At 70.4% G+C, this 26,448-nt stretch carries 16 protein-coding genes and 14 pseudogenes; 14 read left to right on the top strand and 16 right to left on the bottom strand.

Annotated elements, in window-relative coordinates; translation table 11 throughout:
* Positions 1-6: 6 nt before the first annotated feature.
* Both rocF and L1Z78_RS27460 read right to left on the bottom strand, forming a co-directional pair.
* Entirely contained in the window at positions 7-933 is a 927-nt protein-coding gene (gene rocF / locus L1Z78_RS27465; RefSeq protein WP_234639465.1) for an arginase, read from the bottom strand.
* Positions 934-964: 31 nt separating this feature from the next.
* Positions 965-2,038 carry an ornithine cyclodeaminase gene (locus L1Z78_RS27460; RefSeq protein ID WP_234639464.1) on the bottom strand — a complete coding sequence of 358 codons (1,074 nt, stop codon included), beginning with the start codon at positions 2,036-2,038 and terminating at the stop codon, positions 965-967.
* A gap of 115 nt (positions 2,039-2,153) precedes the next feature.
* Here L1Z78_RS27460 and L1Z78_RS27455 point away from each other — a divergent pair, with 115 nt between their 5' ends.
* From L1Z78_RS27455 to sugE, 3 genes are all read left to right on the top strand, one after another.
* Positions 2,154-3,434 (top strand): THUMP domain-containing class I SAM-dependent RNA methyltransferase, encoded by a 1,281-nt coding sequence (locus tag L1Z78_RS27455; RefSeq protein WP_234639463.1) that lies wholly within the window; start codon positions 2,154-2,156, stop codon positions 3,432-3,434.
* Complete coding sequence (locus L1Z78_RS27450) at positions 3,431-3,919, top strand: putative toxin-antitoxin system toxin component, PIN family (RefSeq protein WP_234639462.1); 489 nt, start codon at positions 3,431-3,433, stop codon at positions 3,917-3,919. The genes L1Z78_RS27455 and L1Z78_RS27450 overlap by 4 nt, the downstream gene beginning before the upstream one ends.
* A 208-nt stretch (positions 3,920-4,127) precedes the next feature.
* Positions 4,128-4,448: a quaternary ammonium compound efflux SMR transporter SugE gene (sugE, locus tag L1Z78_RS27445; protein ID WP_234639461.1), complete on the top strand. Its 321-nt coding sequence runs from the start codon at positions 4,128-4,130 to the stop codon at positions 4,446-4,448.
* 10 nt (positions 4,449-4,458) lie between these two features.
* On the opposite strand, the gene L1Z78_RS27440 is transcribed toward sugE, so the two are convergent.
* The 3 genes and pseudogenes from L1Z78_RS27440 to L1Z78_RS27430 form a co-directional block, all read right to left on the bottom strand.
* Entirely contained in the window at positions 4,459-5,001 is a 543-nt protein-coding gene (locus tag L1Z78_RS27440; protein WP_234639460.1) for a GNAT family N-acetyltransferase, read from the bottom strand.
* A 372-nt stretch (positions 5,002-5,373) separates the two neighbouring features.
* A complete protein-coding gene (locus L1Z78_RS27435) occupies positions 5,374-7,725 on the bottom strand; it encodes a cytochrome P450/oxidoreductase (RefSeq protein ID WP_234639459.1) in 2,352 nt (783 codons plus the stop codon).
* Positions 7,726-7,756: 31 nt separating this feature from the next.
* A pseudogene (locus tag L1Z78_RS27430) lies at positions 7,757-8,738 on the bottom strand (Bug family tripartite tricarboxylate transporter substrate binding protein).
* 137 nt (positions 8,739-8,875) lie between these two features.
* Here L1Z78_RS27430 and L1Z78_RS27425 point away from each other — a divergent pair.
* Positions 8,876-9,698 (top strand): annotated as a pseudogene (locus L1Z78_RS27425) (IclR family transcriptional regulator).
* Positions 9,699-9,702: 4 nt separating this feature from the next.
* Here the strand turns inward: L1Z78_RS27425 and L1Z78_RS27420 are convergent.
* Positions 9,703-10,526, bottom strand: a pseudogene (locus L1Z78_RS27420) (hypothetical protein).
* Between the two features lie 183 nt (positions 10,527-10,709).
* On the opposite strand from L1Z78_RS27420, the gene L1Z78_RS27415 reads away from it, so the two are divergent.
* A complete protein-coding gene (locus tag L1Z78_RS27415; RefSeq protein ID WP_234639458.1) occupies positions 10,710-11,492 on the top strand; it encodes an IclR family transcriptional regulator in 783 nt (260 codons plus the stop codon).
* 27 nt (positions 11,493-11,519) lie between these two features.
* Here L1Z78_RS27415 and L1Z78_RS27410 read toward each other — a convergent pair whose 3' ends face one another.
* The 5 genes and pseudogenes from L1Z78_RS27410 to L1Z78_RS28040 form a co-directional block, all read right to left on the bottom strand.
* Positions 11,520-12,455: a Bug family tripartite tricarboxylate transporter substrate binding protein gene (locus L1Z78_RS27410; protein WP_234639457.1), complete on the bottom strand. Its 936-nt coding sequence runs from the start codon at positions 12,453-12,455 to the stop codon at positions 11,520-11,522.
* Between the two features lie 79 nt (positions 12,456-12,534).
* Positions 12,535-13,313: pseudogene (locus L1Z78_RS27405) on the bottom strand (SDR family NAD(P)-dependent oxidoreductase).
* 22 nt (positions 13,314-13,335) lie between these two features.
* A complete protein-coding gene (locus L1Z78_RS27400; RefSeq protein WP_234639456.1) occupies positions 13,336-13,656 on the bottom strand; it encodes a hypothetical protein in 321 nt (106 codons plus the stop codon).
* A 137-nt stretch (positions 13,657-13,793) separates the two neighbouring features.
* Positions 13,794-14,045, bottom strand: a pseudogene (locus L1Z78_RS28045) (steroid 3-ketoacyl-CoA thiolase); the annotation flags it as partial.
* A gap of 145 nt (positions 14,046-14,190) precedes the next feature.
* Positions 14,191-14,478: pseudogene (locus L1Z78_RS28040) on the bottom strand (steroid 3-ketoacyl-CoA thiolase); the annotation flags it as partial.
* Between the two features lie 91 nt (positions 14,479-14,569).
* Here L1Z78_RS28040 and L1Z78_RS27390 point away from each other — a divergent pair.
* The 6 genes and pseudogenes from L1Z78_RS27390 (at position 14,570) to L1Z78_RS27365 (ending at position 18,871) form a co-directional block, all read left to right on the top strand.
* Positions 14,570-15,373, top strand: a complete 804-nt coding sequence (locus L1Z78_RS27390) for an AMP-binding protein (protein WP_326491960.1) — start codon at positions 14,570-14,572, stop codon at positions 15,371-15,373.
* A pseudogene (locus L1Z78_RS28035) lies at positions 15,268-15,486 on the top strand (AMP-binding protein); the annotation flags it as partial. The gene L1Z78_RS27390 and the pseudogene L1Z78_RS28035, both read left to right, overlap by 106 nt.
* A 94-nt stretch (positions 15,487-15,580) precedes the next feature.
* Positions 15,581-16,246 (top strand): AMP-binding enzyme, encoded by a 666-nt coding sequence (locus L1Z78_RS28030; protein WP_267966995.1) that lies wholly within the window; start codon positions 15,581-15,583, stop codon positions 16,244-16,246.
* A gap of 48 nt (positions 16,247-16,294) precedes the next feature.
* A pseudogene (locus tag L1Z78_RS27375) lies at positions 16,295-17,435 on the top strand (acyl-CoA dehydrogenase family protein).
* Positions 17,436-17,698: 263 nt separating this feature from the next.
* Positions 17,699-18,522 (top strand): annotated as a pseudogene (locus L1Z78_RS27370) (UPF0149 family protein).
* Between the two features lie 34 nt (positions 18,523-18,556).
* A complete protein-coding gene (locus L1Z78_RS27365) occupies positions 18,557-18,871 on the top strand; it encodes a helix-turn-helix domain-containing protein (protein WP_239384321.1) in 315 nt (104 codons plus the stop codon).
* Here the strand turns inward: L1Z78_RS27365 and L1Z78_RS27360 are convergent.
* The 5 genes and pseudogenes from L1Z78_RS27360 to L1Z78_RS27340 form a co-directional block, all read right to left on the bottom strand.
* Positions 18,852-19,343, bottom strand: a complete 492-nt coding sequence (locus tag L1Z78_RS27360) for a CinA family protein (protein ID WP_234639455.1) — start codon at positions 19,341-19,343, stop codon at positions 18,852-18,854. The two genes, L1Z78_RS27365 and L1Z78_RS27360, sit on opposite strands and share 20 nt — an antisense overlap.
* Positions 19,344-19,353: 10 nt before the next feature.
* Positions 19,354-19,852: pseudogene (locus L1Z78_RS27355) on the bottom strand (phosphatidylglycerophosphatase A).
* A gap of 123 nt (positions 19,853-19,975) precedes the next feature.
* A pseudogene (locus L1Z78_RS27350) lies at positions 19,976-21,624 on the bottom strand (DUF4139 domain-containing protein).
* 21 nt (positions 21,625-21,645) lie between these two features.
* A pseudogene (gene thiL, locus L1Z78_RS27345) lies at positions 21,646-22,609 on the bottom strand (thiamine-phosphate kinase).
* Positions 22,610-22,676: 67 nt separating this feature from the next.
* Positions 22,677-23,576 (bottom strand): LysR family transcriptional regulator, encoded by a 900-nt coding sequence (locus tag L1Z78_RS27340; RefSeq protein ID WP_234639454.1) that lies wholly within the window; start codon positions 23,574-23,576, stop codon positions 22,677-22,679.
* Positions 23,577-23,725: 149 nt separating this feature from the next.
* Between L1Z78_RS27340 and L1Z78_RS27335 the strand changes: the two are divergent.
* From L1Z78_RS27335 to L1Z78_RS27325, 3 genes and pseudogenes are all read left to right on the top strand, one after another.
* Positions 23,726-24,877 (top strand): annotated as a pseudogene (locus L1Z78_RS27335) (acyclic terpene utilization AtuA family protein); the annotation flags it as partial.
* Positions 24,878-25,037: 160 nt separating this feature from the next.
* Positions 25,038-25,396 (top strand): annotated as a pseudogene (locus L1Z78_RS27330) (hypothetical protein).
* 45 nt (positions 25,397-25,441) lie between these two features.
* Positions 25,442-26,440, top strand: coding sequence for a Bug family tripartite tricarboxylate transporter substrate binding protein (locus tag L1Z78_RS27325; RefSeq protein ID WP_234639453.1), 999 nt, complete (start codon positions 25,442-25,444; stop codon positions 26,438-26,440).
* Positions 26,441-26,448: the final 8 nt, after the last annotated feature.

Genomic DNA, 26,448 nt, shown 5'->3' with positions numbered 1-26,448 from the left:
GCGGGTTCAGCGGCCGACCCGCACCAGCGTGCTCTTGCCGAACAGGCTCTCCAGCAGGTCCACCACCAGTTCGGCCGTCTGGTTGCGCAGATCCAGGGCCGGGTTGAGCTCCACCAGGTCCAGCGAGCCCAGCCGGCCCGTGTCGGCCAGCATCTCCATGCACAGCTGGGCCTCGCGGTAGCTGGGGCCGCCGCGCACGGGCGTGCCCGTGCCGGGCGCGATGTCGGGGTCCAGGTAGTCCACGTCGAAGCTCAGGTGCAGGTGGGTGCCGCTGCCTTCCAGGCCGTCGAGCGCGCGGCGCATGACCTCGCGCATGCCCAGCTCGTCGATGGCGCGCATGTCGTAGACCTCGACGCCCAGCGCGTGCAGCAGGCGCTTTTCCTGGTCATCGACACTGCGCAGGCCGATCTGGCACAACGCGGCGGCCGCCAGCGCGGGTTGGCCGCCCTGGGACAGCGCGGTCAGCGGTTCGGGCCCCAGGCCGCACAGGCTGGCCACGGGCATGCCATGCAGGTTGCCACTGGGCGAGATATCAGGGGTGTTGCAGTCGGCATGGGCGTCCAGCCAGATCACGCGCAGCGCACGGCCCTGGCGGCGGCAGTGGGCGGCCACGGCGCTGATCGAGCCCATGGCCAGGCTGTGGTCGCCGCCCAGCATCAGGGGCAGCTCGCCATCGTCCAGCGCCTGGCCCACGGCCTGGTGCACGGCCTGCATCCAGGCGCGGGCCGCGGCGAGGTGGCGCAGTCCCTGCTCGGGCGGAGTCTGGGGATTGGGCGGGCCGGCCAGGTTGCCGATGTCGCGCACCTGGCAGCCGAGCTGGCGCAGCGCCGGCCCCAGGCCGGCCACTCTCAATGCGTCCGGGCCCATGGCACTGCCCAGGCGGCTGGCGCCGATGTCGGTGGGAGCGCCTATGAGGCGCAGGGGCGTGTTCATGCTCATGGCACCATGGTACGCAGCCGGCGTGTCAGCCAAAGCCGCGTTCTGCCTGTCCTGCCTCGCGCACCAGCCGGTACAGGTCGCGCGGATCGTCCAGCGTGGGCACCAGGTCCAGCGTTTGCAGCAGGCCGGTGTCGCGGGCCAGCGCATGCATCCAGCGCAGCGCCGAGTAATCCTCCAGCGCGAAGCCCACCGAATCGAACAGTGTGATCTCGGTGTCGTGCGTGCGTCCCGGCGCCTGGCCGACGATGACCTGCCACAGCTCGGTCACGGGGGCATCGACAGGCAGTTGCTGGATCTCGCCTTCCACGCGCGTCTGCGGCGTGAACTCGGTGAAGATGCGCGCGCGCCGCAGCAGCTGCGCAGGCAGCTCGGTCTTGCCGGGGCAGTCTCCCCCTACGGCGTTGACATGCGTGCCGGGGCGCAGGTCGGCATCGGCGATCACGCAGGCGCGCTGCTTGGCGGCCGTGGCCGTGGTCACGATGTCGGCGCCCTGCAGGGCTTGCGCGCTGCTGGCGCAGCAGGCGATGCGCTGCGCGGCGATGCCCGCATGGCCGAGGTTGTCCACCAGCTTGCGCATGGCGCGGGGGTCGATGTCGAAGATGCGCAGGTGCTCGATGCCCAGCAGCCCCGTGAAGGCCAGGGCCTGGAATTCGGCCTGCGAACCCGCGCCGATCAGGGCCATGGTGTGGCTGCCGGACCGGGCAAGCCGTCGCGCGGCCAGGGCCGAGGTGGCCGCCGTGCGCAGCGCCGTGGCCAGCGTCAGGTCGGCCAGGAAGACGGGCAGGCCCGTGGTCACGTCGGCCAGCGCGCCGAAGGCCATCACGGTGGGCAGGCCCCGGACGGTGTTGCCGGGATGGCCGTTGACGTACTTGAAGGCATAGTCCCGCGCGTCGGAGACGGGCATGAGCTCGATCACGCCGCCCGGCGAATGGTGGGCGATGCGGGCCGACTTCTCGAAGTCGGGCCAGCGCGCGAAATCGGCCTCGATGGCGTCGGCCAGGCCGGCCAGGCAGGCGACGACGCCGTGGCGTGCGACCAGGCGCGCGGCCTGGGCGGCGCCGAGGAAGTCCGTACGGACTGGGACAACTCGAGGATCCATGATGCTCTCCCTCGCGGTTGCAACCACTGTAGGCCTGTGCAGGCGTGCAGGCAAGCGGGTTTCGGCTGGCGCCTGCGCGGGGAATCGCGGTGCGCGTATGCTCGGCACCCAAGCTATGAACCAACTGCATCTGTTTCTGCCCTGCGCTGCCGGCGTCGAGGGCTTTCTGGCCGACGAGGTCCATGCGATCACGGGCCTGAGCGGCCACGACCTCATGGTCGGCCGTGGCGGCGTGATGGTGCGCGGCCTGTGGCGCGACGCCATGCTGCTGAACCTGCACAGCCGCCTGGCTCAGCGCGTGCTGGTACAGCTGTCGCAGTCCCTGTACCGCAACGAGAACGACCTGTACCGCGCCGCCAGCGAGGTGGCCTGGGAGATCTGGTTCTCCCCGCGCGAGAGCTTCAAGATCGAGGTCACGGCCCAGCACAGTCCGCTGACCAGCCTGAACTTCGCCGCCCTGCGCGTCAAGGACGCCATCGCCGACCGCTTCCGCGCCAGGAAGGGCGTGCGTCCCGACGTGGAGACGCGCCAGCCAGACGTGCGCGTGCACCTGCACCTGACCACGGACGAGGCCACCATCTACATCGACACCTCGGGCGAGGCGCTGTTCAAGCGCGGCTGGCGCGAGGACAAGGGCGATGCGCCACTCAAGGAAACCCTGGCCGCAGCGATGATCGCCGCCACGGGCTGGGACCCGCATGGCGACGATCCCCTGCCGCTGTACGACCCCTGCTGTGGCAGCGGCACCGTGGTCATCGAGGCGGCGCAGATCGCGCGGCGAATTCCGGCCGGCATCCTGCGGCGCTTCGCGTTCGAGAAGCTCGTGCCCTTCCAGCGCCATGTCTGGGAGGCCATGCTCGACGAGGCCGAGGCGGCCATCCTGCCCGACAGTCCGGTCGCCATCCATGGCTCCGACGTGTCCCACCGCATGGTGGACTTCGCCCAGCGCAATGCCGACCGCGCGGGCGTGGGCAAGACCGTGCAGCTGCGCGGTGGCGATGCGCTGCAGCGCATGCCGCCCTGCGAGCAGCCGGGGCTGATGCTGCTGAACCCGCCCTATGGCGAGCGCATTGCCGCCGCCGGTTCGGCCGGCCGCAGCGCCCGCGAGCGCATGTCCGTGGTCGAGCGCGCGGGCCGCGAGACGGCCCAGACCGAGGATGGCGTGGAATTCTTCAGCCAGCTGGCCACCCACTGGAAGAAGAACTACAGCGGCTGGAGCGCCTGGATGCTCACGCCCGATCTCAAGCTGCCCGGCAAGATGCGCCTGAAGGAAGCGCGCCGCACGCCCATGTGGAACGGTCCCATCGAGTGCCGGCTGTTCCGCTTCGACATGGTCCGCGGCGCGGTCAAGCCCAGAAGGAACGCCGAAGGCCAGGACGGGAGCGGCGCGGCATGAAGATCGTGCTGCGCTGGCCCTTGTGCAACGATGGCTACGAAGGTCCCCTGCCCAGACCCGTGGTGCTGGACACCAACGTGGTGCTGGACATGCTGATCTTCGACGATCCGCACGTTCCGCCCATCCGTGAGCTGGTGCAGCGGGGGCAGATGCGCTGGATCGCCGACCAGGCCCAGCGCATCGAGCTGGAGCGCGTGCTGCACTACAGCCAGATCGCGCCGCGCGTGGCCTTCTACGGCAAGACGGCCGAGGGCGTGCTGCATGCCTTCGATGAGGCGGTGGAGTACGTGGACGACGCGCCGCGCATCCGCTTTGCCTGCACCGACCCCGACGACCAGCATTTCCTGGACCTGGCCAGCCAGCACCGGGCGCTGCTGATCAGCAAGGACAAGGCCGTGCTCAAGCTGCGCAAGCGCGTGGCCGGCCTCGGTGCCACGGTGGGCAACATCCTGCTGGCGGAACAGCAGCAGGCGCTGGCCGCCTGAGTTCCTGCGGTTTCTCGCCGCGCTTGCCGGTGTTGCATTGCAACCACCCAGGCGGCCGTGGGGCAACGGTGACGCAGCGGCCAACTGGGCCGCTTTCTCCTAAACTGGCGGCCATGCAGGAGGCGCAGGCCCTTCTGCCAGGAGGACGGCCTCCCCCACACCGGGACATGCATGCGCCGGGACGACCCGGCTCAACAAGGAGTTTTCCATGGCATGGGTCTATCTGCTGGTGGCGGGGCTGCTCGAAGTGGTCTGGGCGTTCTCGATGAAGCAGTCGCATGGCTTCACGCGGCTGGTGCCCAGCGCCATCACCATCGTCACCATGATCGCCAGCTTCGGCCTGCTGGCCGTGGCCATGCGCAGCCTGCCCCTGGGCACGGCCTACACGATCTGGACCGGCATCGGCGCCGTGGGCGCCTTCCTGGTCGGCATCACGGTCCTGGGCGAGCAGGTCAGCGCCATGCGCATCGGCGCGGCCGTGCTCATCGTCACGGGCCTGGTGCTGATGAAGCTGTCCTCCGGCGACTGAGAGTCCGGTCCTATTGCAGCTCCAGCGTCAGCCGCAGCATGTCACGGTGCTGCACGCCGCGCTCCCACAGCTGGGTGGTGTAGTGCCTGAGGAAGAAATCGCGCTCTATGCCCGTCACGCGAAAGCCCGCGCGCTGGTAGAAGACCAGCTGGTCGCCGAAGCTGCCGGTGCCGACCTCGATGCGGGGCGCTCGCTGGGAGCGCGCCCATTCGATGGCACGGCGCAGCAGGGCGCTGCCCAGGCCCCGGTGGTGCAGCGCGTCGACCACCGCGATGTTCATCAGCTCCCAGGCGGGCGGGGCCGGTGCCTCGTCGCTGCTGGCGCGCAGCGGCACCAGCACGCACATGCCCAGCACCTCGCCGCGCCCGCCGGGACGCGGCGGCTGGCCTTCGCGCTGGAAGGACTCGCGCGCGGCAAAGCAGGTGGAGCCCGCCAGGTAGCCGCGCACCTTCTCCCGCGACGGGTCCGCCGACAGCAGCAGCGGCCACGGCGCCTCGGCCGGGTTCAGCGGCTCGATATGCCAGGGTGCGAGAGATACGGAAGGCGCGGTCATAGGTGTGGATCATCCCATGCCCGCCATTGGGACGGAGTAGGGGGCCTCTGTGGAATCTTGACGTGCGCTTACAACTGTGCATTTGCGCGGCGGTGACTAGTGGTTTATACTTAATCTAAGGGTTAACACTTAGAGGGTTTTCCCGGCATTAGCGGCACTTGAGATGCATGCCGCCAGTGATTGTTGAGCGTCTCAGCAAGGAAGTTCACCATGCGCCAAGCAATCCATTCCCTGATCGATTTCATCCAGGAAGCCCGCAACGCCGCGCTGGAAATCGCCAACCAGTAATTCGGTTGGAGGCTGGCACGCACCAGGCGTGCCCACCTGTGCGATCGCCCCATTGCCGATGACGGCATTGGGGCTTTTGTATTTCTAAAGCCCCAGCACCAGCCTGCCGCCCTTCGCGCGCGAGCAGCAGCTCATCATCCTGGTGCAGGCCACGCGCTCGCCGCGCGTGAGCACCCTGTCGCGGTGGTCCACCTCGCCTTCGAGCACGGGCACCTCGCAGGAACCGCACAGGCCTTCGCGGCAATCGCTTTGCACGTCGATGCGCGCGCTGCGCAGTGCATCCAGCAGGCTCTGGTCGCTGCGTACCTGCAGCACGACGCCGGAGTCGCGCAGCTCGACCTCGAAGCCATGCTCCCTGGCCGGGTCCAGCGCCCCCACGGTGGAGACGAAATGTTCCACGCGCAGGCTGTCCTCGGGCCAGTGGCCGCAGGCGGCCGCCAGGCCGTCCAGCAGGCGCTGCGGGCCGCAGGCATGGATGCGGGCGCCGGCACGCGGCGTGGCCAGCAGGGCCGCGTAGTCGGCGCGCCGGCCTTCCTCGGCGATGTACAGATGCAGGCGGTCGCCGTGCTCGGCCTGCAGCTGCGCCAGCAGGGCCATGCCGGAGCGGCGCCGGCCGCTGTAGTGGATCTCGTAGGACAGGCACAGTGCCCTGGCGCGCCGTGCCATGGCCGAGATGGGCGTGATGCCGATGCCGCCGGCCACGAGGATCAGATGGCTGGCGCCCTCGTCCAGCGGGAAGTGGTTGCGCGGCCCGCGCACCTGCACGGTGGCGCCGCTGCGCAGGTGTTCATGCACCCAGGCCGACCCGCCCCGGCTGTGCGCCTCGCGCAGCACGGCGATCTCGTAGCCGCTGGCGTCCTGCGGGTCGCCGCATAGCGAGTACTGGCGCGACAGGCCGGTATCGCCGCATTGCAGGTCGATGTGCGAGCCAGGCGTCCAGCGCGGCAGCGTGTGGCCGTCGGCCGCCTGCAGGCGCAGGCGCAGCACGCCATCGGCCGCGGCACCCGCCTCGACCACGCGCATGCTGCGGGTGGCGCCGCCGTTGAGAGCCTCGCCGATGCGCACGGGCTGGCGCTGCCGCAGCAGCCCGGGGTCGCGGCGCTCGGGGTTGAGGGCCGGGTCCCACTCCACCCACAGGTGCTCGGGCCCCCGGAACGAGGTGTTGGGCACGTAGGTGAATTGCTGTTCGGCCAGCCGCATGTGCGGCAGGCGGCGCGTGAACTCCTCCAGGAAGATCTGCATCTCCATGCGTGCCAGGTTCTTGCCCATGCACTGGTGCGATCCATAGCCGAAGGTCAGGTGGTCGCCCGCGTTGTCGCGGTGGATGTCGAAGAAGTCGGCGTCGGCGAAATGCCGCTCGTCGTGGTTGGCCGAGGAGGTGACGATGAGCAGCTTGCTGCCCGCCGGCACGGGCACGCCGCCGATCACCACGTCGCGCGTGGCCAGGCGCCGCCAGGCGGCGACCGAGCCGTTGTGGCGCAGGCATTCCTCCACGGCATTGGGGATCAGGGCGGGGTTCTCGCAGATCTGCCGCCAGGCCTCGGGGTGCTGCAGCAGCAGCTTGACGGCGTTGGCGGTGGCATTGGCCGTGGTCTCGTGCGCGGCCACGATGCCGGCCATCATCATGGAATGCAGGTAGGAGTCGGTGACGACCTCGGGCAGCTCCTTTTGCTTGCGGATGCCGTACTGCATCCAGCCCGGCGCGTCGGGGTTCTCGCGCATCCTGGCCAGCACCTTGCCGGCCAGCTGCCAGAAGTTGCCCACCGCGTGGGCCACGGCCACCTGCTGCTCGGGCCTGGGGCGCCCCCAGGTGTTGACGGTGTGGGCGATGGAGTACTCGCGCAGCCTGTCCATGTCCTCCTCGGGCACGCCGAGGAAGTGCAGGGCCACGGTCAGCGGCACCTCCCACAGCATCTGGTCCACGAGGTCGGCGCGGCCGTCATCGATGAAGCGGTCCACATAGGCGCGCGCCAGTTCGCGCACCATGGGTTCGTGGTGGCGCAGCGCCTCGGGCGTGAACGGCTCCATCAGCGCGCGGCGGCGCGGCATGTGGGCCGGCTCGTCCTCGTTGACCAGGGTGCGGTTCAGCGCGAATCCGTAGGAGGCGAGCACGGCATTGGCTTCCTCGCCCGTGGGCGTGATCTTCTCCAGCGCGATCGAGGGGCTGAACGTGAGGTTGTCCCGGAAGACCGCCTTGATGTCGTCGAAGCGCGTGACCACCCAGTAGCCCAGCCGGGGGCTGTAGAACACCGGCTCCTGCTCGCGCGACCAGCGCACGTACTCGGGCGGGTCCTGCTGGTAGCCGTCGCTGAACGGATCGAAGGCCGCGGCCCCGGCGCTGACGGGGCAGCCCGTGGGGCCGGTCTGGCCGCCGGTCTGTCGGTGGTCGAAGGGGCAGCGCGCGGGGGAGGGGGCGGTCGTGGCGGAGGCAGTCATGGCAGGCTCGGGGACAGGTCGGTGCAAGGGCTCAATCCAGGGTGATGTTCTGGTCCCGGATCAGCTTGTGCCAGCGCGTGCTCTCGCTGGCCAGCAGCGCGGAGAACTGCTCGGGGGTGTTGCCCACGGGCTCCACGCCGAAATCGACGAGCTTCTGGCGCACGGCGGGCTCATTGATGGACGCCACCACCTGCCTGTGCAGGGCCGCGATGACCGGGGCCGGCGTCCTGGCCGGCGCCACCAGTCCCACCAGGGCGGCGGCCTGCACGTTGGGCAGGCCCAGTTCGGCGAAGGTGGGCACGTCCGGCAGCTGGGGCAGGCGCGTGGCGTTGGCCACGGCCAGCGGGCGGACCTTGCCGCCCTTGATGAAGCCGGCACCCGCGGCCCAGGTCCACCATCATCACGGGCACCTGGCCGCCGGCCACGTCGCCCAGGGCCGGAGCGGCACCCTTGTAGGGCGCGTGCACCAGCTTCAGGCCCGCCTCCACCTTGAGCAGCTCCATGGCCAGGTGGTGCGGGCTGCCGGCGCCGGCCGAGGCGTAGTTGACGCCGTCCTTGCTGGTGCGCGCCAGCGCCAGGAATTCCCTGGCGCTGGCGGCCGCCATGCCGGGGCCGGCCACCAGGATCATGGGAAAGCGCCCCATCAGCGTGACCGGCGCCAGGTCGCGCGAGGGGTTGTAGCTCAGGCTCTTGTAGAGCACAGGGTTGAAGACCAGGGTGCCGTTGTCCGCCGACAGCACCGTGTAGCCATCGGCCGGTGCGCGCGCGGTTTCCGAGGCACCGATGGCCGTGTTCCCGCCCGGGCGGTTGTCCACCACGATGGGCTGGTGCACCTGGCCACCCCAGGCCTGGCCGATGGTGCGGGCCAGGAAGTCCGAGCCGCCGCCAGCCGCGTAGGGAACGATCCAGCGCACGCTTTTCGCGGGGAACCTGTCCTGGGCCAGTGCGCCGGAAAGCGCGGTGGTGGCCAGCAGGCCTGCGGCCAGGGCGGTGGTGAAAAGGCGCTTGTGCATGGGGCGTGTCTCCGTGAGGCGGGATGGAATCCGAGGAATCTTGTTTTGCGTAATTTTTCTACGCATTGCGTAAAAAATGGCGCCAGGGATTACCCGCAAGCTGCGGCACAATGCCCCGCGAGCCCTTACAACACGCCATGAACTCTGCCTCTGCTCCCGAGACTTCCGAGCCCATCCCGACGCGCGAGCGGCGCCAGCGCGTGCAGGCCGCCGAGACCTGCCTGGCCGTGCTCAAGGCCCTGGCCACGCTGGGCGGGCGCGCCAGCCTGACGGCCATCGGCGTGGCCGTGGAGGAAAGCCCGGCCAAGGTGCACCGCTACCTGGCCAGCCTGATGGCCGAGGGGCTGGTGGAGCAGGACCGGGGCGGGACGCAGTACGCGCTGGCCTCCGAGGCCATCCGCGTGGGCCTGGCCGCCATGCGCCAGTGCGATCCCATCCGCGTGGCCGAGCCGGCCCTCGTGCATTTGCGCGAGGCCTTGCAGGTGACCAGCTTCGTGGCCGTGATGGGCAATCTGGGGCCGACCATCGTGCGTTTCGAGGAGCCCGGCCTGCCGGTCACCGTCAACGTGCGCGTGGGCTCGGTGATGTCGCTGCTGTGGTCGGCCACGGGGCGCGCGTTCTTCGCCTTCATGGATGACGATGCACGCGTCGATGCGCTGCTGGCGCAGGAACTGGCCGAGGCGCCCCGCGCGGCGTGCGCTGCTGGATGCCGAAGATCCGCTGGGCGTGCTGCGCCGCGAGATCCGTGCCGCGGGCTGCGCGGCCATACGCGACGTCAACCTGCCCGGCATCAGCGCCGTCGCGGCGCCGCTGCATGACTACACGGGCCATGTGGTAGGCGTGCTGTGCGCGCTGGGCGCCAGCGGCGGTTTCGACCCCGATCCACGGGGGGCGGTGGCGCAGGCCGTGCGCGCGCAAGCGGGCCGCGTCAGCGCTTCGCTGGGTTACCTCTGCGCCTGATCTGCTACGGCGTCACCAGCGTGTACGCCATGCGCAGGCGCTGCATGTCGCGGCCCAGGCGGCGGCTCTCGGCAGGTGGCGCACCCAGGCCAGTTGCCGGGTGGTGCGCTCCATCAGGGCGCGGGTTTCGGGCTCCATGGCCTGCACGAAGTCCTGCCAGGCGGAGCGCGCCGCAGGCATGGCGCCGGCCTTGGCCAGTATCCAGGCCGTGGAATGGGCATAGCACAGCGCATCGCGCACGCGGCACAGCGGCAGGGGCAGGTGGGCGGCGGGGTCGTCCTCGAAGTCGATGAAGCCGATCACGCCATCGGCGCAGCAGACCATGTTGCGCGCAAAGGCCTGGCTCAGGCAGTCGCCGCTGCCGTGCACCTGTTGTAGCGTCTGCAGGCCCTGCAGCCACAGCGCCAGCGTGCTGCCATCACCCCGGGGCAGCACGGCCTCCATGGCATTGCCCAGCGAGGGCGCTTCCACGCCGGGGCTTCCCAGGTGGCGCATGGCGAAACCATCCTCGCATTCGGCCAGCACGGCGGGCACGCGCAGGCCGCGCCGGGCCAGCTGGCGCAGGCGGCGCACCTCGGTGCGTATGGCCTCGTGTCCGCCGGGATTGGGCACGGGCCGCAGCACCGGCAGGCGCAGGCAGGCGGCCAGCAGGGCCAGGGCCCGGTAGCGCCAGGCCGGATTGCTGGCGCCCGCGCGCTTGACCCACAGGGTTTCGTCGCCCCGGTCATAGCGCTGGATGCTCAGGGGCTGGCTCAGCACATGGTCGCGCAGGAAGGCGTCGTAGTCTGGCGGCGCAAGGGATGGGGCGGCGGGGAGCGGTTCGGACACGGCGGGCTTTGTCTGGTGGTGCCGGCGCAGGGCGCCCGGGCATGCTCCGATTGTGCCGTGTCATCTCCATGACCTGGGGCAAGGCCGGAATCCGGGTTTGCACTGCGGCGGAATCGGAAAAATGGCGATGGAGTGCCTTGAGAATTGAGACAATCGTTTCATCTTTTCGTACTCCATCGATCCATGAATGCAGAAGACAGTGGCAAGCTGGTTGCCGCCCTGGTGCGCGGCGTCTCCGTCCTCCAGTGCTTTTCCAACAAGCACCAGGAACTCAGCGCGCGCGAACTGATGGAGATGACGGGCCTGCCCAAGCCCACGCTGTTCCGCCTGATCGACACGCTGTGCGAACTGAACCTGATGCGCTATTCGGAGCGCCTGTCCAAGTACGTGCCGGGCGTGGGGCTGCTGAACCTGTCCTCGCCCGTGCTGGCACGCATGCACATGCGCCAGTTCGCGCGGCCGCACATGCAGGAACTGGCCAACCACCTGGGCGGCCAGATCCAGCTGGCCGTGGGCCATGGCCGGCAGCTGTGCCTGGTGGAACTGGCCAACGGGCTGGCCAACAAGGTCTTCCTGCCCGAGATCGGCGTGCACATCTCGCTGTCGCGCACGGCCACGGGCCGCGCCTACCTGCTGAGCCTGCCCGAGGCCGAGCGCGAGGCCTTCATCGCCGAACTGCAGGCCGGCGACCCCGCGCGCGCCCAGCAGCTGCGCGAGCGCCTGGACGATGCGCGCCGCGACCTGGCCGAGCATGGCTTTTGCCGTAGCCATGGCGACCTGCACCGCGAGATCCAGTCCATTGCCGTGCCCATGTCCACGGCCCGGGACGGCGAGTACTGGGTGTTCTCGGTCTCGCTGCCCATCTACAGCCCGCAAAGCCGCGAGCTGGAAAGCGAGGCCGGGCCGCGCCTGATCACGCTGGTGCGGCTGGTGGAGGGCATGCTGGGCGCGTCCAGCCTGTCCTGAGCGGACCGGGGCCGGCCCTGCGGTCTGTCAGTCCAGCTGCAATTGCCGGCCGGTGATCAGCGCGCCCCAGCCCTTGCGGTCGTTGTCCACGAGCTGGGTGAACTGCGCCTGCGGCATGCCGCCGGGCCGCCCGCCCAGCTCGCGGTAGCGGCGCGCCACCTCGGGGTCCCTGAGCACGGCGACAAGGTGGTCGGTGAGCTTGTGCACCACGGCGGGCGGCGTCTGTGCGGGCAGGAAGAAACCCATCCAGCCGACCTTGTCGAAGTCCGGCAGCCCCAGCTCGGTGGCCGTGGGCACCTCGGGCAGTTCGGGCTCGCGCGTGGCGCCCGTGATGGCGATGGGGTGCAGCTTGCCCGCCTTGATGTGCGCCAGCGAGGCCGTGAGGTTGTCGAACATGAACTGCGTCTCGCCCGCGACGATGGCCGCCGTGGCCGGCGCCGAGCCGCGATAGGGCACATGCACCACGTCCACGCCCGTGCGCTCGCGCAGCAGCTCGCCCATGAGGTGCGTGGTCTGGCCCACGCCGGCCGAGGAGAACGACAGCTTGCCCGGCGCCTGCCGCGCGGCCCGGAGCAGATCGTCCAGCGTGCGCACCGGCGATGCCTGCGGCACGACCAGCACGTTGGAGAACGAGATCATGTCCGTCAGCGCCACGAAGTCCTCGGGCTTGTAGGGCAGCTTCTTGTAGGCCGTGTAGTTGATGGCGTTGGAGCCCGTGTTGCCCACCAGCACCGTGTAGCCGTCGGGCTGCGCCCGCGCGACCTGGCTGGCTCCGATGGAGCCGCCCGCGCCGGGCCTGTTGTCCACGATGACGGGCTGGCCCAGCCGCTCGCCCAGCTTGAGCGCCAGCAGCCGCGCGGGAATGTCGGTCGAGCCGCCGGCCGCGCCCGGCACGACCAGGGTGATGGGCCGGGTGGGCCACGCCTCGGCGGCATGGACGGCCAGGGGAGGCCGGCAGCGCATATCAATGCGGTGGCCAGCAGGGTGCGGCGTGTGTGCATGCTGTCTCCTTTTTTGCGCTCTTGCCCTGCCCAGGCCCCGCTCAGCGCGGGGCCATCCGCATGGCACCGTCCAGGCGGATGGTTTCGCCGTTGAGCATGGGGTTCTCCAGGATGTGCAGCGCCGTCATCGCGTACTCGGGCGCCTGCCCCAGGCGCGCGGGGTGGGGCACGGACGCGGCCAGCGACTGGCGGATGTTCTCGGGCAGCCTGGCCAGGATGGGGTGTCGAACAGGCCCGGCGCGATGGTGCACACGCGGATCATCTTCGTGGCCAGGTCGCGTGCCGCCACCAGGGTCATGCCGATGATGCCGGCCTTGGCCGAGGCATAGGGAATCTGGCCGATCTGCCCTTCGTAGCCGGCCACCGAGGCCGTGAGCACGCAGGCACCGCGCTCGCCGTCCAGGATGTCGTTGCGCGCCATGCTGGCGGCGGCCAGGCGCAGCGTGTTGAACGTGCCGATCAGGTTGACGCGCACGATGTGCGTGTATTTGTCCAGCGAGCCGGGGCTGCCGTCCTTCTCCACCAGGCGCAGCGGACCGCCCACGCCCGCGCAGTGCACCAGGGCGCGGAATTCGCCGAAGTCCTCGGCGGCGGCGATGGCCTCGGCCATCTGGTCGGCATCGGCCACGTCGGCCCTGACGAAGCGCAGGCGGCCGGCGTGGCGCTGGCGCGCCGCGTCCACCATGGCCGCGCCGCGCTCCTCGTTCAGGTCCACTGCCACCACGTTCAGGCCGCGCTCCAGCAGCGCCAGGGCCGATGCCTCGCCCAGGCCCGATACGCCGCCCGTCACCAGGGCCGTCATGTTTTCTTGCAGTTGCATGGATGGGTCTCCGGGGCCTGGCTCACAGGCGTTCGATGAGGGTGGCGTTGGCCATGCCGCCGGCCTCGCACATGGATTGCAGGCCGTAGCGCCCGCCGCTGTCCTCCAGCGCGTGCAGCAGGGTGGTCATCAGGCGGATGCCCGAGGCGCCCAGCGGATGGCCCAGGGCGATGGCGCCGCCGCCGCGCGGGTTCAGCCGCTCGGGGTCGGCGCCCAGTTCCTTTGCCATGCCAGGGGCACGGAGGCGAAGGCTTCGTTGATCTCGTAGTGGTCGACCTGCTCCAGCCGCATGCCGGCCTTTGGCCAGCACGCGCCGCGTGGCGGGAATCGGTGCCGTGAGCATGTACAGCGGATCGTCCCCACCACGTCCAGCGCCACGAAGCGCGCGCGCGGGCGCAGGCCCAGCTGCAGGGCGCGCCGTTCGCTCATCAGCAGCATGGCGCTGGCGCCGTCGGTCATCTGCGAGGCATTGCCGGCCGTGGTGTGCCAGCGGATCTGTGGAAAGCGCGCCGACAGCTCCTCGCTCTGGAACACGGCCTTGAGCGTGGCCAGCTTCTCCACGCTGGTGTCCGGGCGGATGGTCTCGTCGGCCGTGACGCGGCCGGCGGGGTTGGTGATGCCCACGATCTCGCGCGCGAAGCTGCCGGCCGACTGCGCCGCATGGGCGCGCCGGTGGGAGCGCGCGGCATAGGCATCGAGTTCCTCGCGGCCCAGGCCCCAGCGCGCGGCCACCAGGTCGGCCGAGACGCCCTGGCCGACCAGCCCCGGCGCAAAGCGTGCATCGAAGCGCGCGCCCGTGGGTGTTCTGGCCCATGCGCGAACTGCCCATGGGCACGCGGCTCATGGACTCCACGCCGCAGGCGATCACGATGTCCTGCGTGCCCGACATGATGGCCTGCACGGCGAAGTGCACGGCCTGCTGGCTCGATCCGCATTTGCGGTCGATGGTGGTGGAGGGCACGTGGGGCGGCAGGCCCGCGGCCAGCCAGGCCAGGCGGCCCGGCGTGCCGGCCTGCTCGCCCGCCTGGCTCACGCAGCCGGTGATCACATCGTCCACCGTGCCGGGGTCGATGCGGTTGCGCTGCACCAACTGCTCCAGCACCTGGCTCAGCAGGTCGACCGGATGGAGCCGGGCCAGGGCGCCGTCGGGCTTGGCCCGGGCCATGGGGCTGCGGATGGCGTCGACGATGACGGGAGTGTCCATGAGGTTTTATGAGACTGTTGTTTCGTTAATTGAATGATATGTCTCGTGATTTATGTGTGGCAAAAGCGTTTTCCCCAATGAAAAAAACCAGAGAAAAAAAAATACTGATATTGGTTCTACGGATTCGAGACAGAGGGCTCAAAAAAAAAAGGAGACGGGCGTGCATGACTTCCATCGCTGGGCCGATGCCCGGCCCGACCGCATCGCATTGACCATGGGCGACAGTGGCGAGCAGCACACGGCCGGCGCACTGGCGCGGCGCTCGCGCGAGATCGCCCAGTGGATGGCCGGCCAGGGGCTGGCGGCCGGCGACACGGTGGCCGTGCTGATGGAAAACCGCGTGGAGATCCTGGAGCTGGTACTGGCCGCGCGCCTGGCGGGCCTGTACGCGGTGGTCATCAGCACCCACCTGACGGCGCCCGAGGTGGCCTACATCCTGGGCGACAGCGGGCGCGCCATGTCTTTGCCTCCGCCGCCACGGCGGCGCAGCTGCCGGCTGCGCTGGCCGCCAACGCGCATTCGGTGGACGTGGACTGCGCGTCCACGGGCCTGCCGTCGCTGGCCGATGCCCTGGCCGCCTGGCGCGCGCAGGCGCGCCCGCGCCCATCGACCTGTCGGGCCGCCCGCTGGGGCGCGACCTGCTGTACTCCTCGGGCACCACGGGCCGGCCCAAGGGGCATCAGGAAGGCCTTGCCCGCGCCTGTCTACCGCGAACAGCCCGACCCCGAATTCCTGTCCTGGCAGCGCAACATGGGCTTCGGCGCGGACACGGTCTACCTGTCGCCCGCGCCGCTGTACCACGCGGCGCCACTGCGCTACTGCCTGCGCACGCTGGACGGCGGCGGCGCGGTGGTGATCACCGCGCGCTTCGACGCCCGGCAGTCGCTGGCGCTGATCGAGCGCTACCGCATCACGCACAGCCAGTGGGTGCCGACCATGCTGGGCCGGCTGCTGCAACTGCCCGAGGAGGTGCGGCGCGGCCATGACCTGTCCAGCCACCGCTGTGCCATCCATGCGGCCGCGCCCCCTGCCCGGTGGCCGTCAAGCAGGCCATGCTGGACTGGTGGGGCGACATCCTGCTGGAGTACTACGCAGGCTCGAAGGCTGTGGCATCACCCTGATCAACTCCGCCGAATGGCGCCGGCGCCCCGGCTCCGTGGGCCGCGCCAGCTATGGGCGGCTGCGCATCGTGGGCGACGATGGGCAGGAGCTGCCTGCGGGCCAGATCGGCCGCGTGTTCTTCTCGGATGTGGCGCCCTTCGCCTACCTCAACGATCCCGCCAAGACCCGCGAGGCCATCGACGAGCGCGGCTGGGCCACCTATGGCGACCTGGGCCATGTGGACGAAGAGGGCTACCTCTTCCTGAGCGACCGGCGCGCCGACCTGATCCTGTCGGGAGGCGTCAACCTCTATCCGCAGGAGATAGAGAACGCCCTGGCCACGCACCCGGCCGTGCAGGAGGTGGCCGTGGTCGGCGTGCCCGAGCCCGACTTCGGCGAGCAGCCCATGGCCGTGGTCGTGCTGCGCCACGGCCACGAGGCCAGTGCCGAGATGGCGCGCGCCATCGTCGCCGAGGCGGGCCACACGCTGTCGCGCCTCAAGCGTCCGCAGCGCCTGCAATTCGTGGACGAACTGCCGCGCCTGCCCACGGGCAAGCTGCTGCGCCGCGTGCTCAAGGACAGGCTGCGCGAGCAGCCCCAGGCCGGCTTCCACCTGCGCAGCGCCTGAACCGCCCTTCACCGTCTTTCCTCATCGACAACCACCGGATACCGACCCATGCAAGACCTGACCGAGCGCACCGTCTACCGCGAAGACCATGAACAGTTCCGCGAGCAGGTCCGCCGCTTCTTCGAACGCGAGATCGTTCCCCACCATGCCGAATGGGAGCGCCAGGGCATCGTCCCGAAGGAGGTCTGGCGCAAGGCGGGGCGCGAAGGCCTGCTCAACCCCATGCTGCCCGAACCCTATGGCGGCGGCGGCGACTTCGGCCATGCGGCCGTGCTGCTGGAGGAGATCGCGCGCACCGGGGCCAGCGGCCTGGGCTTTCCGCTGCACTCGGACATCGTCGCACCCTACATCCATGCCTACGGCAACAAGGCGCAAAAGGACCGCTGGCTGCCGCGCATGGCCGCAGGCGAGATGATCGGCGCCATCGCCATGACCGAGCCCGGCGCGGGCAGCGACCTGAAGTCCGTGCGCACCACGGCGCGGCGCGAGGGCGACCACTACGTGCTCAACGGCCAGAAGACCTTCATCACCAATGGCATCAATTCCGAGCTGGTCATCGTCGTGGCCAAGACCGCGCCCGAGATGGGCGCCAAGGGCGTGTCCCTGATCGTGGTCGAGGACGGCATGCCCGGCTTCTCCAAGGGCCGCAAGCTCGAGAAGATCGGCCTCATGGCGCAGGACACCTCGGAGCTGTTCTTCGACAACGTGCGCGTGCCCGCCGACCACCTGCTGGGCGAGGAGAACGCGGGCTTCAGGTACCTGATGCACGAGCTGGCCCAGGAACGCCTGGTGGTGGCCGTGCGCGCGGCCGCCTCGCTGGAGGCCTTCCTGCACAAGACCATTGCCTACACGCGCGAGCGCCGTGCCTTCGGCCAGCCCGTGTTCGACTTCCAGAACACGCGCTTCAAGCTCGCCGAGGCCAAGGCGCAGGCCACCATGCTGCGCATCTTCGTGGACGACTGCATCGCCCTGCACCTGCGCCGCGCGCTCACGCCCGACCGCGCCGCCATGGTCAAGCTCAATGCCACGGCGCTGCAAAACCGCCTGCTCGACGAGTTCCTGCAGCTGCACGGCGGCTATGGCTACATGACCGAATACCAGGTCGGCCGGGCCTGGACCGATGCGCGCATCGGGCGCATCTACGGGGAGCGACGAGATCATGAAGGAGATCATCGCAAGGACTTTGTAAGCCCCCTGAGCCGCTGCGCGGCTTCCCCCCTCTCGCTTCGCGGGGGGGAGACGGCACCCTCGGTGCGGGGCGGCCCTTCCTCGGTGCCCCTGGTCTTGGGGCGCGCCAGTTTTAAAGGCGGTGGGCGATTGGGAAAGGTGGGCTTTCGGGGACATGTTCCGAGCGGGCGCCACGGGCTTGGTGGCGCGGATACACTGCGGGCCATTCATCCAGGGGCTGGCCGTGGCCGGTTCCTTCCCCAGTTTTCCCGAGAGATTCCCGCCATGTCCAACGATTCCCACGACGCCGCAGCCCTGCCCGACGAGCCCGCCCTGGCGCCCGAAGCGCTGGAGGAGCTCGATGATCTGCTCGATGACCTGCGCACGCGCGGCGAGGAGATTCCGCAGTGGGAGTTCTGCGATGGTTTCCTGACCGCCCTGGTGTGCACGCGCCGCGAGGTGCCGGCCGCCGAGTGGCTGCCCATGCTGCTGGGCGACGGCGGCACGCTGGAGGCCGTCGAAGGCCAGCCCCTGCCCCTGCTGGAAGTCTTCAAGGACGAGGCGCAGCAGGCGCGCTTCCTGGAGCTGGCGGGCCTGCGCATCGCAGAAGCACGTGCCCAACTGGACGCCGACGTCAAGACGCTGGAGGACGACCGTACCTTCCAGCCCGAGGTCATGGACATGCGCGGCGCCATCCTGTCGCTGCCCGAGGAAGAACGCCCTGAAGAAGGCGAGATTCCCTCGTTCGGCCAGGTCTGGGCGCTGGGCTTCATGTTCGTGGTCGAGAACTGGGCCGAGGAATGGGCCGCACCGCGCGACAAGGAAGCCGCCGGCTGGCTCAACGAAGCGCTCAACGCCGTCGTGGCCCTGACCGAGGACGACACCGGCACGCCCGAAGTCTGCATGTACGACGAAGACGGCCCCGCCAGCACCAGCCAGGAACGCGTGGAGCAGTTCGGCGAGGCCATCTGGGCGCTGTACGACCTGCGCCAGATCTGGAAGAGCATGGGCCCGCGCCAGGAAACCATCGTCAAGGGCGAGCAGCCGGGCCGCAACGACCCCTGCCCTGCGGCAGCGGCAAGAAGTTCAAGAAGTGCCACGGCGCCTGAGCGCCTGCATTCCCGTACCTTGAATCCACCGGCCATGAAACACATCGGTGAACGCATACGCGCCCGCCGCGCCGAACTGGGCATGACCCAGGGCCGGCTGGCCGAGGCCGCAGGCATCACGGCCTCGGCCGTCTCGCAGATCGAATCGGGCGCCATCCGTACCCTCAAGAACGACACCCTGGCCCGCGTGGCGCTGGCGCTGCAGACCACGGCGCTGGAGCTCACGGCCGGGCTGGAGGACGACAACGCCCCGCTGCCCGTGGACGAGCAGCGCCTGCTGGAAAGCTACCGCGCCCTGCCTGCACCGCTGCAGGAGATCGCGCACCGGCTCATAAAAGCCTTGCGCTGATCAGCGCATTGAGGCGCTGCAAGGCGTGTGCCACGGTGGCCTGGCGCACGGCGGCGCGGTCGCCGTCGAAGCGCAGGCATTCGCTGTGCGTGGTGCCGTACACGTTCCAGCCGAACCAGACCGTGCCCACGGGCTTGGCGGCGCTGCCGCCGCCCGGCCCCGCCACGCCCGTCACCGCCACGCTGCACTGGGCGTGCGAATGCGCTACGGCGCCCTCGGCCATGGCGCGCGCCACGGGCTCGCTGACGGCGCCATGCTCGGCGATCAGCGCCTCGGGCACGCCCAGCAACTCGTGCTTGGCCGCGTTGGAATAGCTGACGAAACCGCGCTCGAACCATTCGCTGGAGCCCGCCCGGTCCGTGCAGGCCGCGGCGATCATGCCGCCCGTGCAGCTCTCGGCCGTGGCCAGCATCCAGCCGCGCGCCTGCAACAGGCCGGCCAGGGTTTCGACGGTTTCGGTCGGTGCGTTCATTGCAGCTCCTTCAGCCCACGAAATGCCGCCAGCCCGCGATCACCAGCAGGGTGCAGAAAGCGGCCACCAGGTCATCGAACATGATCCCCAGCCGCCGCGCCAGCCGAATCCCTTGAACAGCCGGTCGGCCCATTGCACGGGCTGGGGCTTGGCCGCGTCGAAGAAACGGAACAGGGCGAAGGCGATGAGCTGGCCCCAGAACCCCGTGGGCATGACCAGCCACAGCACTAGCCAGAAGGCCACGATCTCGTCCCAGACCAGGTTTCCGGGATCGGCCACGCGCATGTGGCGTGCCGTGACCGTGCAGGCCCACCAGCCCAGGGGATGCTGCCCGCGATCAGCAGGCCGATCTGCTGCGGTGTGAACCAGTGCTGCAGCAGCAGGAAGGACAGCCAGGCCCACAGCGTGCCCACGGTGCCGGGGGCGATGCGCCCCAGCCCCGATCCCAGCCCCATGGCGATGAAATGGGCCGGGTGGGACATCATGAATTCCAGCGTGGGGCGTGCCATGCCCCCCGGGGAGGCTTTGCCGGGGAAAAGCCAGTCGGGTCAGGGGTGCCGGAAACCTCCGGCCGCAGCGGCGCGTCACTCATGGCGTGATCATAAGCGGCGCTCCTGCGGCCCGAGGGCGCCTTACTGGCGTTCTTCGACCTGCACGTCCTGCGGATGGCGGATCTGGTGGCGGGCCTCGAAGCCGGCGCTGGCGCCTGCGGCCAGCGGCTGCTGCCAGGCGACCATTCCGTTGCGGTCGTTCCAGCGCGTGGTGGCCGGCTGCGGGCTGTACTGGGATTGCACGCGGATCTGCTCGTTGCGCGAGACGGGGCCGCGTCCACCACCTGCAGTTCGATGGCGCGGTCATGGCGGTTGTCCACCTGGAAGCGGCGCGTGACCTGGCGCTCGGTGCTGCTGCCGAGCAGGCCGCCGCTACCCGTGGCCGAGTCCACGGGCAGGTTGCGCACGATCACCTGGTCGTCGCGCCCGAAGGACAGGCCCTGCGCCAGCGCGGCGGCATTGCCGAAGTCCAGCCGGCCCTGGCCGACGAAGGCGCCGTCGCGGAACAGGGCCACGGGCCCTGCGGGCCAGACGCCGGCCGGCACGGCGAGCTGGGCCACGAGGTAGGCGGCCTCCTCCACGGCGGGCGCCGTGCGCGTGAGCAAGGTGGCGGGCAGGTTCTGCGCGCCCAGGGCCAGCGTCACGCGCTCGCTGCTGGACGGCACGCTGATGCGGTAGGGCACGGTGAACTGCGTGGCGTAGGCGGTGTTGATGCTGGATACGTCGAGCATCGGCAGTTCGGCGGCCTCGCCGGATGCCCCGGGCTTGCGGGCGCGCTCCAGCATCATCGCTGCCGGGGCGGCTGGTGCCGGCGCCGGCGGGGCGCCATGGCGGCCACGGGCGGGGAGCCGCTCCACGTCCAGCGTCCAGGGATTGGGCAGCCGGCCCTGCGTGCTGCGCGCGGGCTGGCCCGTGGACAGCAGCAGTTGCACCTGGCTCCAGTCCTCGCCGCTGTTCTGCGCCACCAGGGCCAGGCGCTCGATGGCCACCGTGCCCCTGGCCGGGTCCAGCTGGGCGCGGTAGGTGGGCTGCCAGCTCGGGCCGCGCACCTGGTAGGTCAGCTGCACATTGGCCTCGGCCGGGCTGGCCAGTTGCACGGTGACCTTCATCACCTGCGAATTGCCGGCGCCCGTGCGGTCGCGTTCGAGCTGCAGCGGCTTGAGCTGCTCCTGCAGCGCCTGCTTCTGGCGCAGCACCTGGTGGGCACGCAGCGTGTTGCCGCGACTGGTGGTGCGCAGCGCCTCGGTGGCTGTGCCCAGCTGGCCGGCGGAAGGCAGGGCCGTGGCTTTGCCATCACCGCCACCCGGCTTGGCCAGGCCTTGCAGGTAGTCGCCGACCAGCTTGGCGGCGGCCTCGTCGGCCTCCAGCGCGGCGAGCTGGTCTTCGAGCGTGCGGATCTGCTGTTCCAGCGGGCTGGCGCAGGCCTTGGAGGCCAGCTCGCGCGGCTGCAGCTGGACCTTGTAGTCACCCACGCGCACGCCGGCATCGGCGCTGACCTGCAGGCTTTGCGCATCGATGGCGCCCGGCAGGCACTCGAACACCAGCTGGCGCGTGGCGGCCGTGATGCGTGCCGTGCGCTCCACCGAGGCCACCCCTGGGTACAGGGTGACGCGTGCGATGGGGGCGCGGGCCATGGTGGTTTCCTGGGCCGGGGTCTGGGCATGTGCCGTGGGGCCGGCCAGGGCGGCGCAGGCGGCAGTCAGGGCGAGCAGGGGCAGGCGTTGGGCCATGGGCAGGTCCTTTGGGAAAAGCTAGGTCGCGGCAAAGTGGTCGAACGAGGCCCATTGTGGCGAAAGTGCTGCGCCATCCGGGCCGATCAGGCGCAGGCCCGGCGCTGCCTCGATGCGGCCGATGCGCGTCACGCGCGTGGCGCTGGCGCGGCCTGCAGCCTCGACGGCGTCCCGCCGGTCGGCTGGCGCGGTGAAGCACAGTTCGTAGTCGTCGCCACCGGACAGCGTGCACTGATGCAGCAGGTCGATGGAAAGGGGCGCGCGATGGCCCGCTGCCAGCAGCGGTGTGGTCAGGCGCGTGTCCACGCTGGCGCCCACATGGGACTGCTCCAGGATGTGGCCCAGGTCGCCCAGCAGGCCGTCGCTCAGGTCCAGGGCGCTGCGGGCGATGCCGCGCAGCGCCTGCCCCAGGGCCACGCGCGGCGTGGGCGCCTCCAGGCGCTGGCGCGTGGCGGCCAGGATTTCGGGGGCAGCGTGGTGTGGCCCAGCAGGGCTTCGAGTGCCAGGCGCGCATCGCCCAGGCTGCCGCTGACCCAGATGTCATCGCCCGCGCGCGCGCGCTGCGCAGCAGGGCCTGGCCGGGCGGCACCTCGCCGAAGACGGTGATGCAGATGTTCAGCGGCCCCTGGGTGGTGTCGCCGCCGACCAGCTCGCAGCCATGGGCGTCGGCCAGGGCCAGCAGGCCGCCTGCGAAGGCCTCGGTCCAGGCCGCATCGGCGCGCGGCAGGGACAGGGCCAGCGTGAAGGCCAGCGGGCGCGCGCCGCAGGCCGCCAGGTCGGACAGGTTCACGGCCAGGGATTTGTGGCCCAGCAGGCGCGGGTCCACGTCGGCGAAGAAATGCCGGCCCTCGACCAGCATGTCGCTGGAGATGGCCAGCTGCATGCCCGGCGCCGGGGCGAGCAGGGCGCAGTCATCGCCCACGCCCAGGGCGGCACGGCGCACGGGGCGCTGGAAGAAGCGGCGGATCAGGTCGAATTCACCCACGGTGGCGGCGGCTTTCGGAGGCGGTTGGCGATCGGGCTATTGTGCTGCGAGGTGTGTGCTGTGCTGTTCATGCGGCCTCGCCCGCGCCGGGCCGGTGCTCCAGCGCCAGCGCATGGAAGGCCTGGGCGGCCGGCGACAGGCTGCGCTGGCGCCTGCGCACCAGGTACAGGTCACGCTGGCGGTCGGCATCGGCCAGCGGGCGCGTCACCAGGCCGGGCTGAACGAAGTGGAACAGCGCCAGGGCCGGCACCACGCTGATGCCCAGGCCCGCGCGCACCATGCCCATCACGGTGGCCAGGTGCTCCACCTCCAGCAAGGTGTTGAACGGCGGCGCCTGCTCCTGCGATTCCAGGTACTGGCGCACGCTGCTGTGGCGCGCGAGCTGGATGAAGGGCTGGTCCCGCAGGTCGGCCATGCGCGGCGCGGGCAGGGCTGCCAGCGCATGGTCGGTGCGGCAGACCAGGTGGAGCTGGTCTGCGCAGAACCATTCGGCCTGCAGTTCCTCGGTGTCGGCGCGGATGGCGGCCAGCGCCAGGTCGGCCTGGCCCGAGGCCACCTGGGCGATGCAGGATTCGGACAGCAGGTCCGATACCTGCAGGTGGATGGCCGGATGGCGCGCATGGAACAGCGCCAGCACGGGCGGCAGCCACGCGGCCGCCAGCGAGGGCAGCAGGGCGATGGACACGCGCCCGCGCTGCAGGGCCGCCGCCTCGCGCAGGCCCTGCACGGCATCGCCCAGGTCGGCGCGGATGCGCTGCGCGGCCTCGAGGAATTGCGAGCCTTCCTGCGTGAGCGCCACATGGCGCGTGCTGCGGTCGAACAGGCGCACGCCCACGCTGTCCTCCAGACCCTTGATCAGGGCGCTGAAGGCCGGCTGCGACAGATGGCAGCGCTGCGCGGCCAGCGTGAAGCTGCAGAGCTGGGCCAGGGCGATGAAGGCATCGAGCTGGCGGGAGGAGATATTCATCGGGTTTTGGATAAGTCGATTCGAACAATCGATTTCACAGATTAGCAGGGGCTGCCTACATTGGCCTGCATGGACAACCTGGAAAAACCCCGCTGTGGGTCGGCTGCGCGGCCGGCTTCTCGGGCGACCGCACCGATGCTGCCGCGCCCGTGGTGCGCGCGCTGGCGGCCAGCGGCCAGCCCGCCTGCCTGATCTTCGAGACCCTGGCCGAGCGCACGCTGGCCCTGGCCCAGCTCGCGCGGCGCGAGCAGCCCGATGCCGGCTACGAGCCCCTGCTCGAAGACCTGCTGGAGCCCGTGCTGGCCGACTGCCTGGCGCACGGCATACGCATCGTCAGCAATTTCGGCGCCGCCAACCCGCAGGGCGCGGCGCTGCATACAGCGCATGGCGCGACGCCTGGGCCTGCGCGCGCCGCGCATCGCCGTGGTGCAGGGTGACGACGTGAGCGGCCCGGCGCACCGCGAGGCGCTGCGGGCCGCGCTGGACCAGGATTTCCCGAGGAGTCGCTGGTCAGCGCCAATGCCTACATCGGCGCGCGGGCGATTGCCGAGGCCCTGCAGGCCGGTGCCGAGATCGTGGTGGCCGGCCGCGTGTCCGACCCCTCGCTGACCCTCGGTCCGGCCATGGCCCACTTTGGCTGGGCATGGGATGACTGGGACCGCCTGGCGCGCGCCACCATGGCCGGCCACCTGCTGGAATGCGGCGCCCAGGTCACGGGCGGCTACTTTGCCGACCCGGGCTTCAAGGACGTGCCAGGCCTGGCACGGCTGGGCTACCCGATCGCCATCATCGAGAACTCGGGCGACTGCACCATCACCAAGCCCGAGGGCACGGGTGGCCTGGTCAGCGAGCGCACCGTCAAGGAGCAACTGCTGTACGAGGTGCACGACCCGGCCGCCTACCTGACGCCCGACGTGGTGGCCGACCTGACCGAGGCCGAGGTGCACCGGGTGGGGCCCGATGCCGTGCGCCTGAGCGGCGTGCGCGGCCATGCGCACAACGGCTGCTACAAGGTCAATGTCTGCCATGCCTCGGGCTGGCTGGCCGAGGGCGAGATTTCCTATGCCGGCCCGCGCGCGCTGGAGCGCGCCCGGCTGGCCGGCGAGGTGCTGCGCGAGCGCCTGGGCGGCGAAGCGGCGGGCGACCTGCGCCTGGACTGGATCGGCGTGGCCAGCGTGCTGGGCGACGATGCGGGCCGCTGGCGCGACGCCCGGCCCGCAGCCGCCGCGCCGCCGCAGGACGTGCGCCTGCGCGCGGCCTGGCTGCGTCCGACGCAGGCCCAGGCCCAGCGCCTGCCGCGCGAGGTCAACGCCCTGTACACCTGCGGGCCGGCCGGTGGCGGCGGCGTGCGCACGGCGCTGCGCGCGCGCGGCTGGGCACGGTGTCCTGCCTGCTGCCGCAGGACCGTGTCGCCACGGGCTGGAACTGGGCGCAGGAGGACGCAGCATGAATTCCTCGACGATGGACCGCACCGTGCGCACGGTGCCGCTTTACCGCCTGGCCCACGGCCGCACGGGCGACAAGGGCAATCGCTCCAACATCAGCCGATCGCCTGGAACGCCGCCTGCTGGCCGGTACTGGTGGAACAGGTCACCGAGCAGCGCGTGGCCGCGCATTTCGCGGCGCGGCGCCCGGCGCGCGTGCAGCGCTTCGTGCTGGAGCGCCTGCAGGCCATGAACTGGGTGCTGGACGCAGTGCTGGACGGCGGCGTCAACGACGCGCTCAACCTCGACAGCCACGGCAAGGCGCTGTCGTACTGGCTGCTGCAGATGCCGGTCGAGGTGCCGGCCGATCTGCTGGCGCATCTGGCGCCCGAGTAGACCGGGCCATTGCAAGAAACATTCACCACAACACAGGAGACAGACATGACCCTTCCCCGCACGTTTTCCCGCAACCTCCTGCGCCGCCACCTGCTGGCACTGGCCGCCTGCTCGCTCGCTGCGGCCGCCGTGCCGGCCCTGGCGCAGGACTTTCCGGCCAAGCCCATCACCTTCGTCGTGCCGTTCGCCGCCGGCAGCGCCACCGACCAGCTCGCACGGGCGCTGGGCCAGGCCGTGACCACGGCGACCAGGCAGGCCGTGGTGGTCGAGAACAAGGGCGGCGCCAGCGGCATGATCGCCGCCCAGCAGGTGGCGCGTTCGGCACCGGATGGCTACACGGTGCTGATCACCACCAACACCACGCATGCGGCCAACCAGCACCTGTACAAGAAGCTGCCCTATGACGCGGTCAAGGACTTCGCGCCCGTGGCCGGCCTGGGCAAGGGCGGCCAGGTGCTGGTGGTGCGTGCCGACGCACCGTACAAGAGTGTGGGCGAGCTGCTGGCCGCAGCGAAGAAGCAGCCGGGCAAGCTGTCCTTCGGCAGCGGCAGCTCGTCCAGCCGTGTGGCCGGCGAGATGCTCAAGCAGCTGGCGGGCGTGGACCTGATGCACGTGCCCTACAAGAGCAATCCGTTGGCCATCACCGACCTGCTGGGCGGCCAGATCGACCTGATGATCACCGACACCTCGACCGGCGTGCCCCAGGTCAAGTCGGGCAAGCTGCGTGCCCTGGGCTATTCGACCACCAAGCGCAGCCCGCAGCTGCCCGAGGTGCCCACGTTGGAGGAGGCCGGCGTCAAGGGCTACGACATGGGCTACTGGTTCGCGGCCTACGCGCCTGCAGGCACGCCGCCCGAGGCCGTGGTGGCCAGGCTCAACCGCCTGCTGTCCGACGCCGTGCACAGCGCGGGCGCCAAGTCCTTCTTCGACATGTCCGGCTCCGAAGGCTGGACCGCCACGCCCCAGGAGCTGGCCGCCTTCCAGGCCGAAGAGACCCGGAAATGGGGCCAGGTCATCAAGGCCGCCGGCATACAGCCCGAGTGAGGAGGCCG

The organism is Delftia tsuruhatensis (assembly GCF_903815225.1).
GTDB lineage: Bacteria > Pseudomonadota > Gammaproteobacteria > Burkholderiales > Burkholderiaceae_C > Comamonas > Comamonas tsuruhatensis_A.
The sequence above is the reverse complement of the archived record's forward strand: the minus strand, read 5'-3'. Positions and strand labels throughout refer to the sequence as shown.

Coding starts and splice junctions, on each gene's coding strand:
- rocF (WP_234639465.1), bottom strand. CDS start 933: ATGAACACGCCCCTGCGCCTCATAGGCGCTCCCACCGACATCGGCGCC.
- L1Z78_RS27460 (WP_234639464.1), bottom strand. CDS start 2,038: ATGGATCCTCGAGTTGTCCCAGTCCGTACGGACTTCCTCGGCGCCGCC.
- L1Z78_RS27455 (WP_234639463.1), top strand. CDS start 2,154: ATGAACCAACTGCATCTGTTTCTGCCCTGCGCTGCCGGCGTCGAGGGC.
- L1Z78_RS27450 (WP_234639462.1), top strand. CDS start 3,431: ATGAAGATCGTGCTGCGCTGGCCCTTGTGCAACGATGGCTACGAAGGT.
- sugE (WP_234639461.1), top strand. CDS start 4,128: ATGGCATGGGTCTATCTGCTGGTGGCGGGGCTGCTCGAAGTGGTCTGG.
- L1Z78_RS27440 (WP_234639460.1), bottom strand. CDS start 5,001: ATGACCGCGCCTTCCGTATCTCTCGCACCCTGGCATATCGAGCCGCTG.
- L1Z78_RS27435 (WP_234639459.1), bottom strand. CDS start 7,725: ATGACTGCCTCCGCCACGACCGCCCCCTCCCCCGCGCGCTGCCCCTTC.
- L1Z78_RS27415 (WP_234639458.1), top strand. CDS start 10,710: ATGAATGCAGAAGACAGTGGCAAGCTGGTTGCCGCCCTGGTGCGCGGC.
- L1Z78_RS27410 (WP_234639457.1), bottom strand. CDS start 12,455: ATGCGCTGCCGGCCTCCCCTGGCCGTCCATGCCGCCGAGGCGTGGCCC.
- L1Z78_RS27400 (WP_234639456.1), bottom strand. CDS start 13,656: ATGCTCACGGCACCGATTCCCGCCACGCGGCGCGTGCTGGCCAAAGGC.
- L1Z78_RS27390 (WP_326491960.1), top strand. CDS start 14,570: ATGTGTGGCAAAAGCGTTTTCCCCAATGAAAAAAACCAGAGAAAAAAA.
- L1Z78_RS27365 (WP_239384321.1), top strand. CDS start 18,557: ATGAAACACATCGGTGAACGCATACGCGCCCGCCGCGCCGAACTGGGC.
- L1Z78_RS27360 (WP_234639455.1), bottom strand. CDS start 19,343: ATGAACGCACCGACCGAAACCGTCGAAACCCTGGCCGGCCTGTTGCAG.
- L1Z78_RS27340 (WP_234639454.1), bottom strand. CDS start 23,576: ATGAATATCTCCTCCCGCCAGCTCGATGCCTTCATCGCCCTGGCCCAG.
- L1Z78_RS27325 (WP_234639453.1), top strand. CDS start 25,442: ATGACCCTTCCCCGCACGTTTTCCCGCAACCTCCTGCGCCGCCACCTG.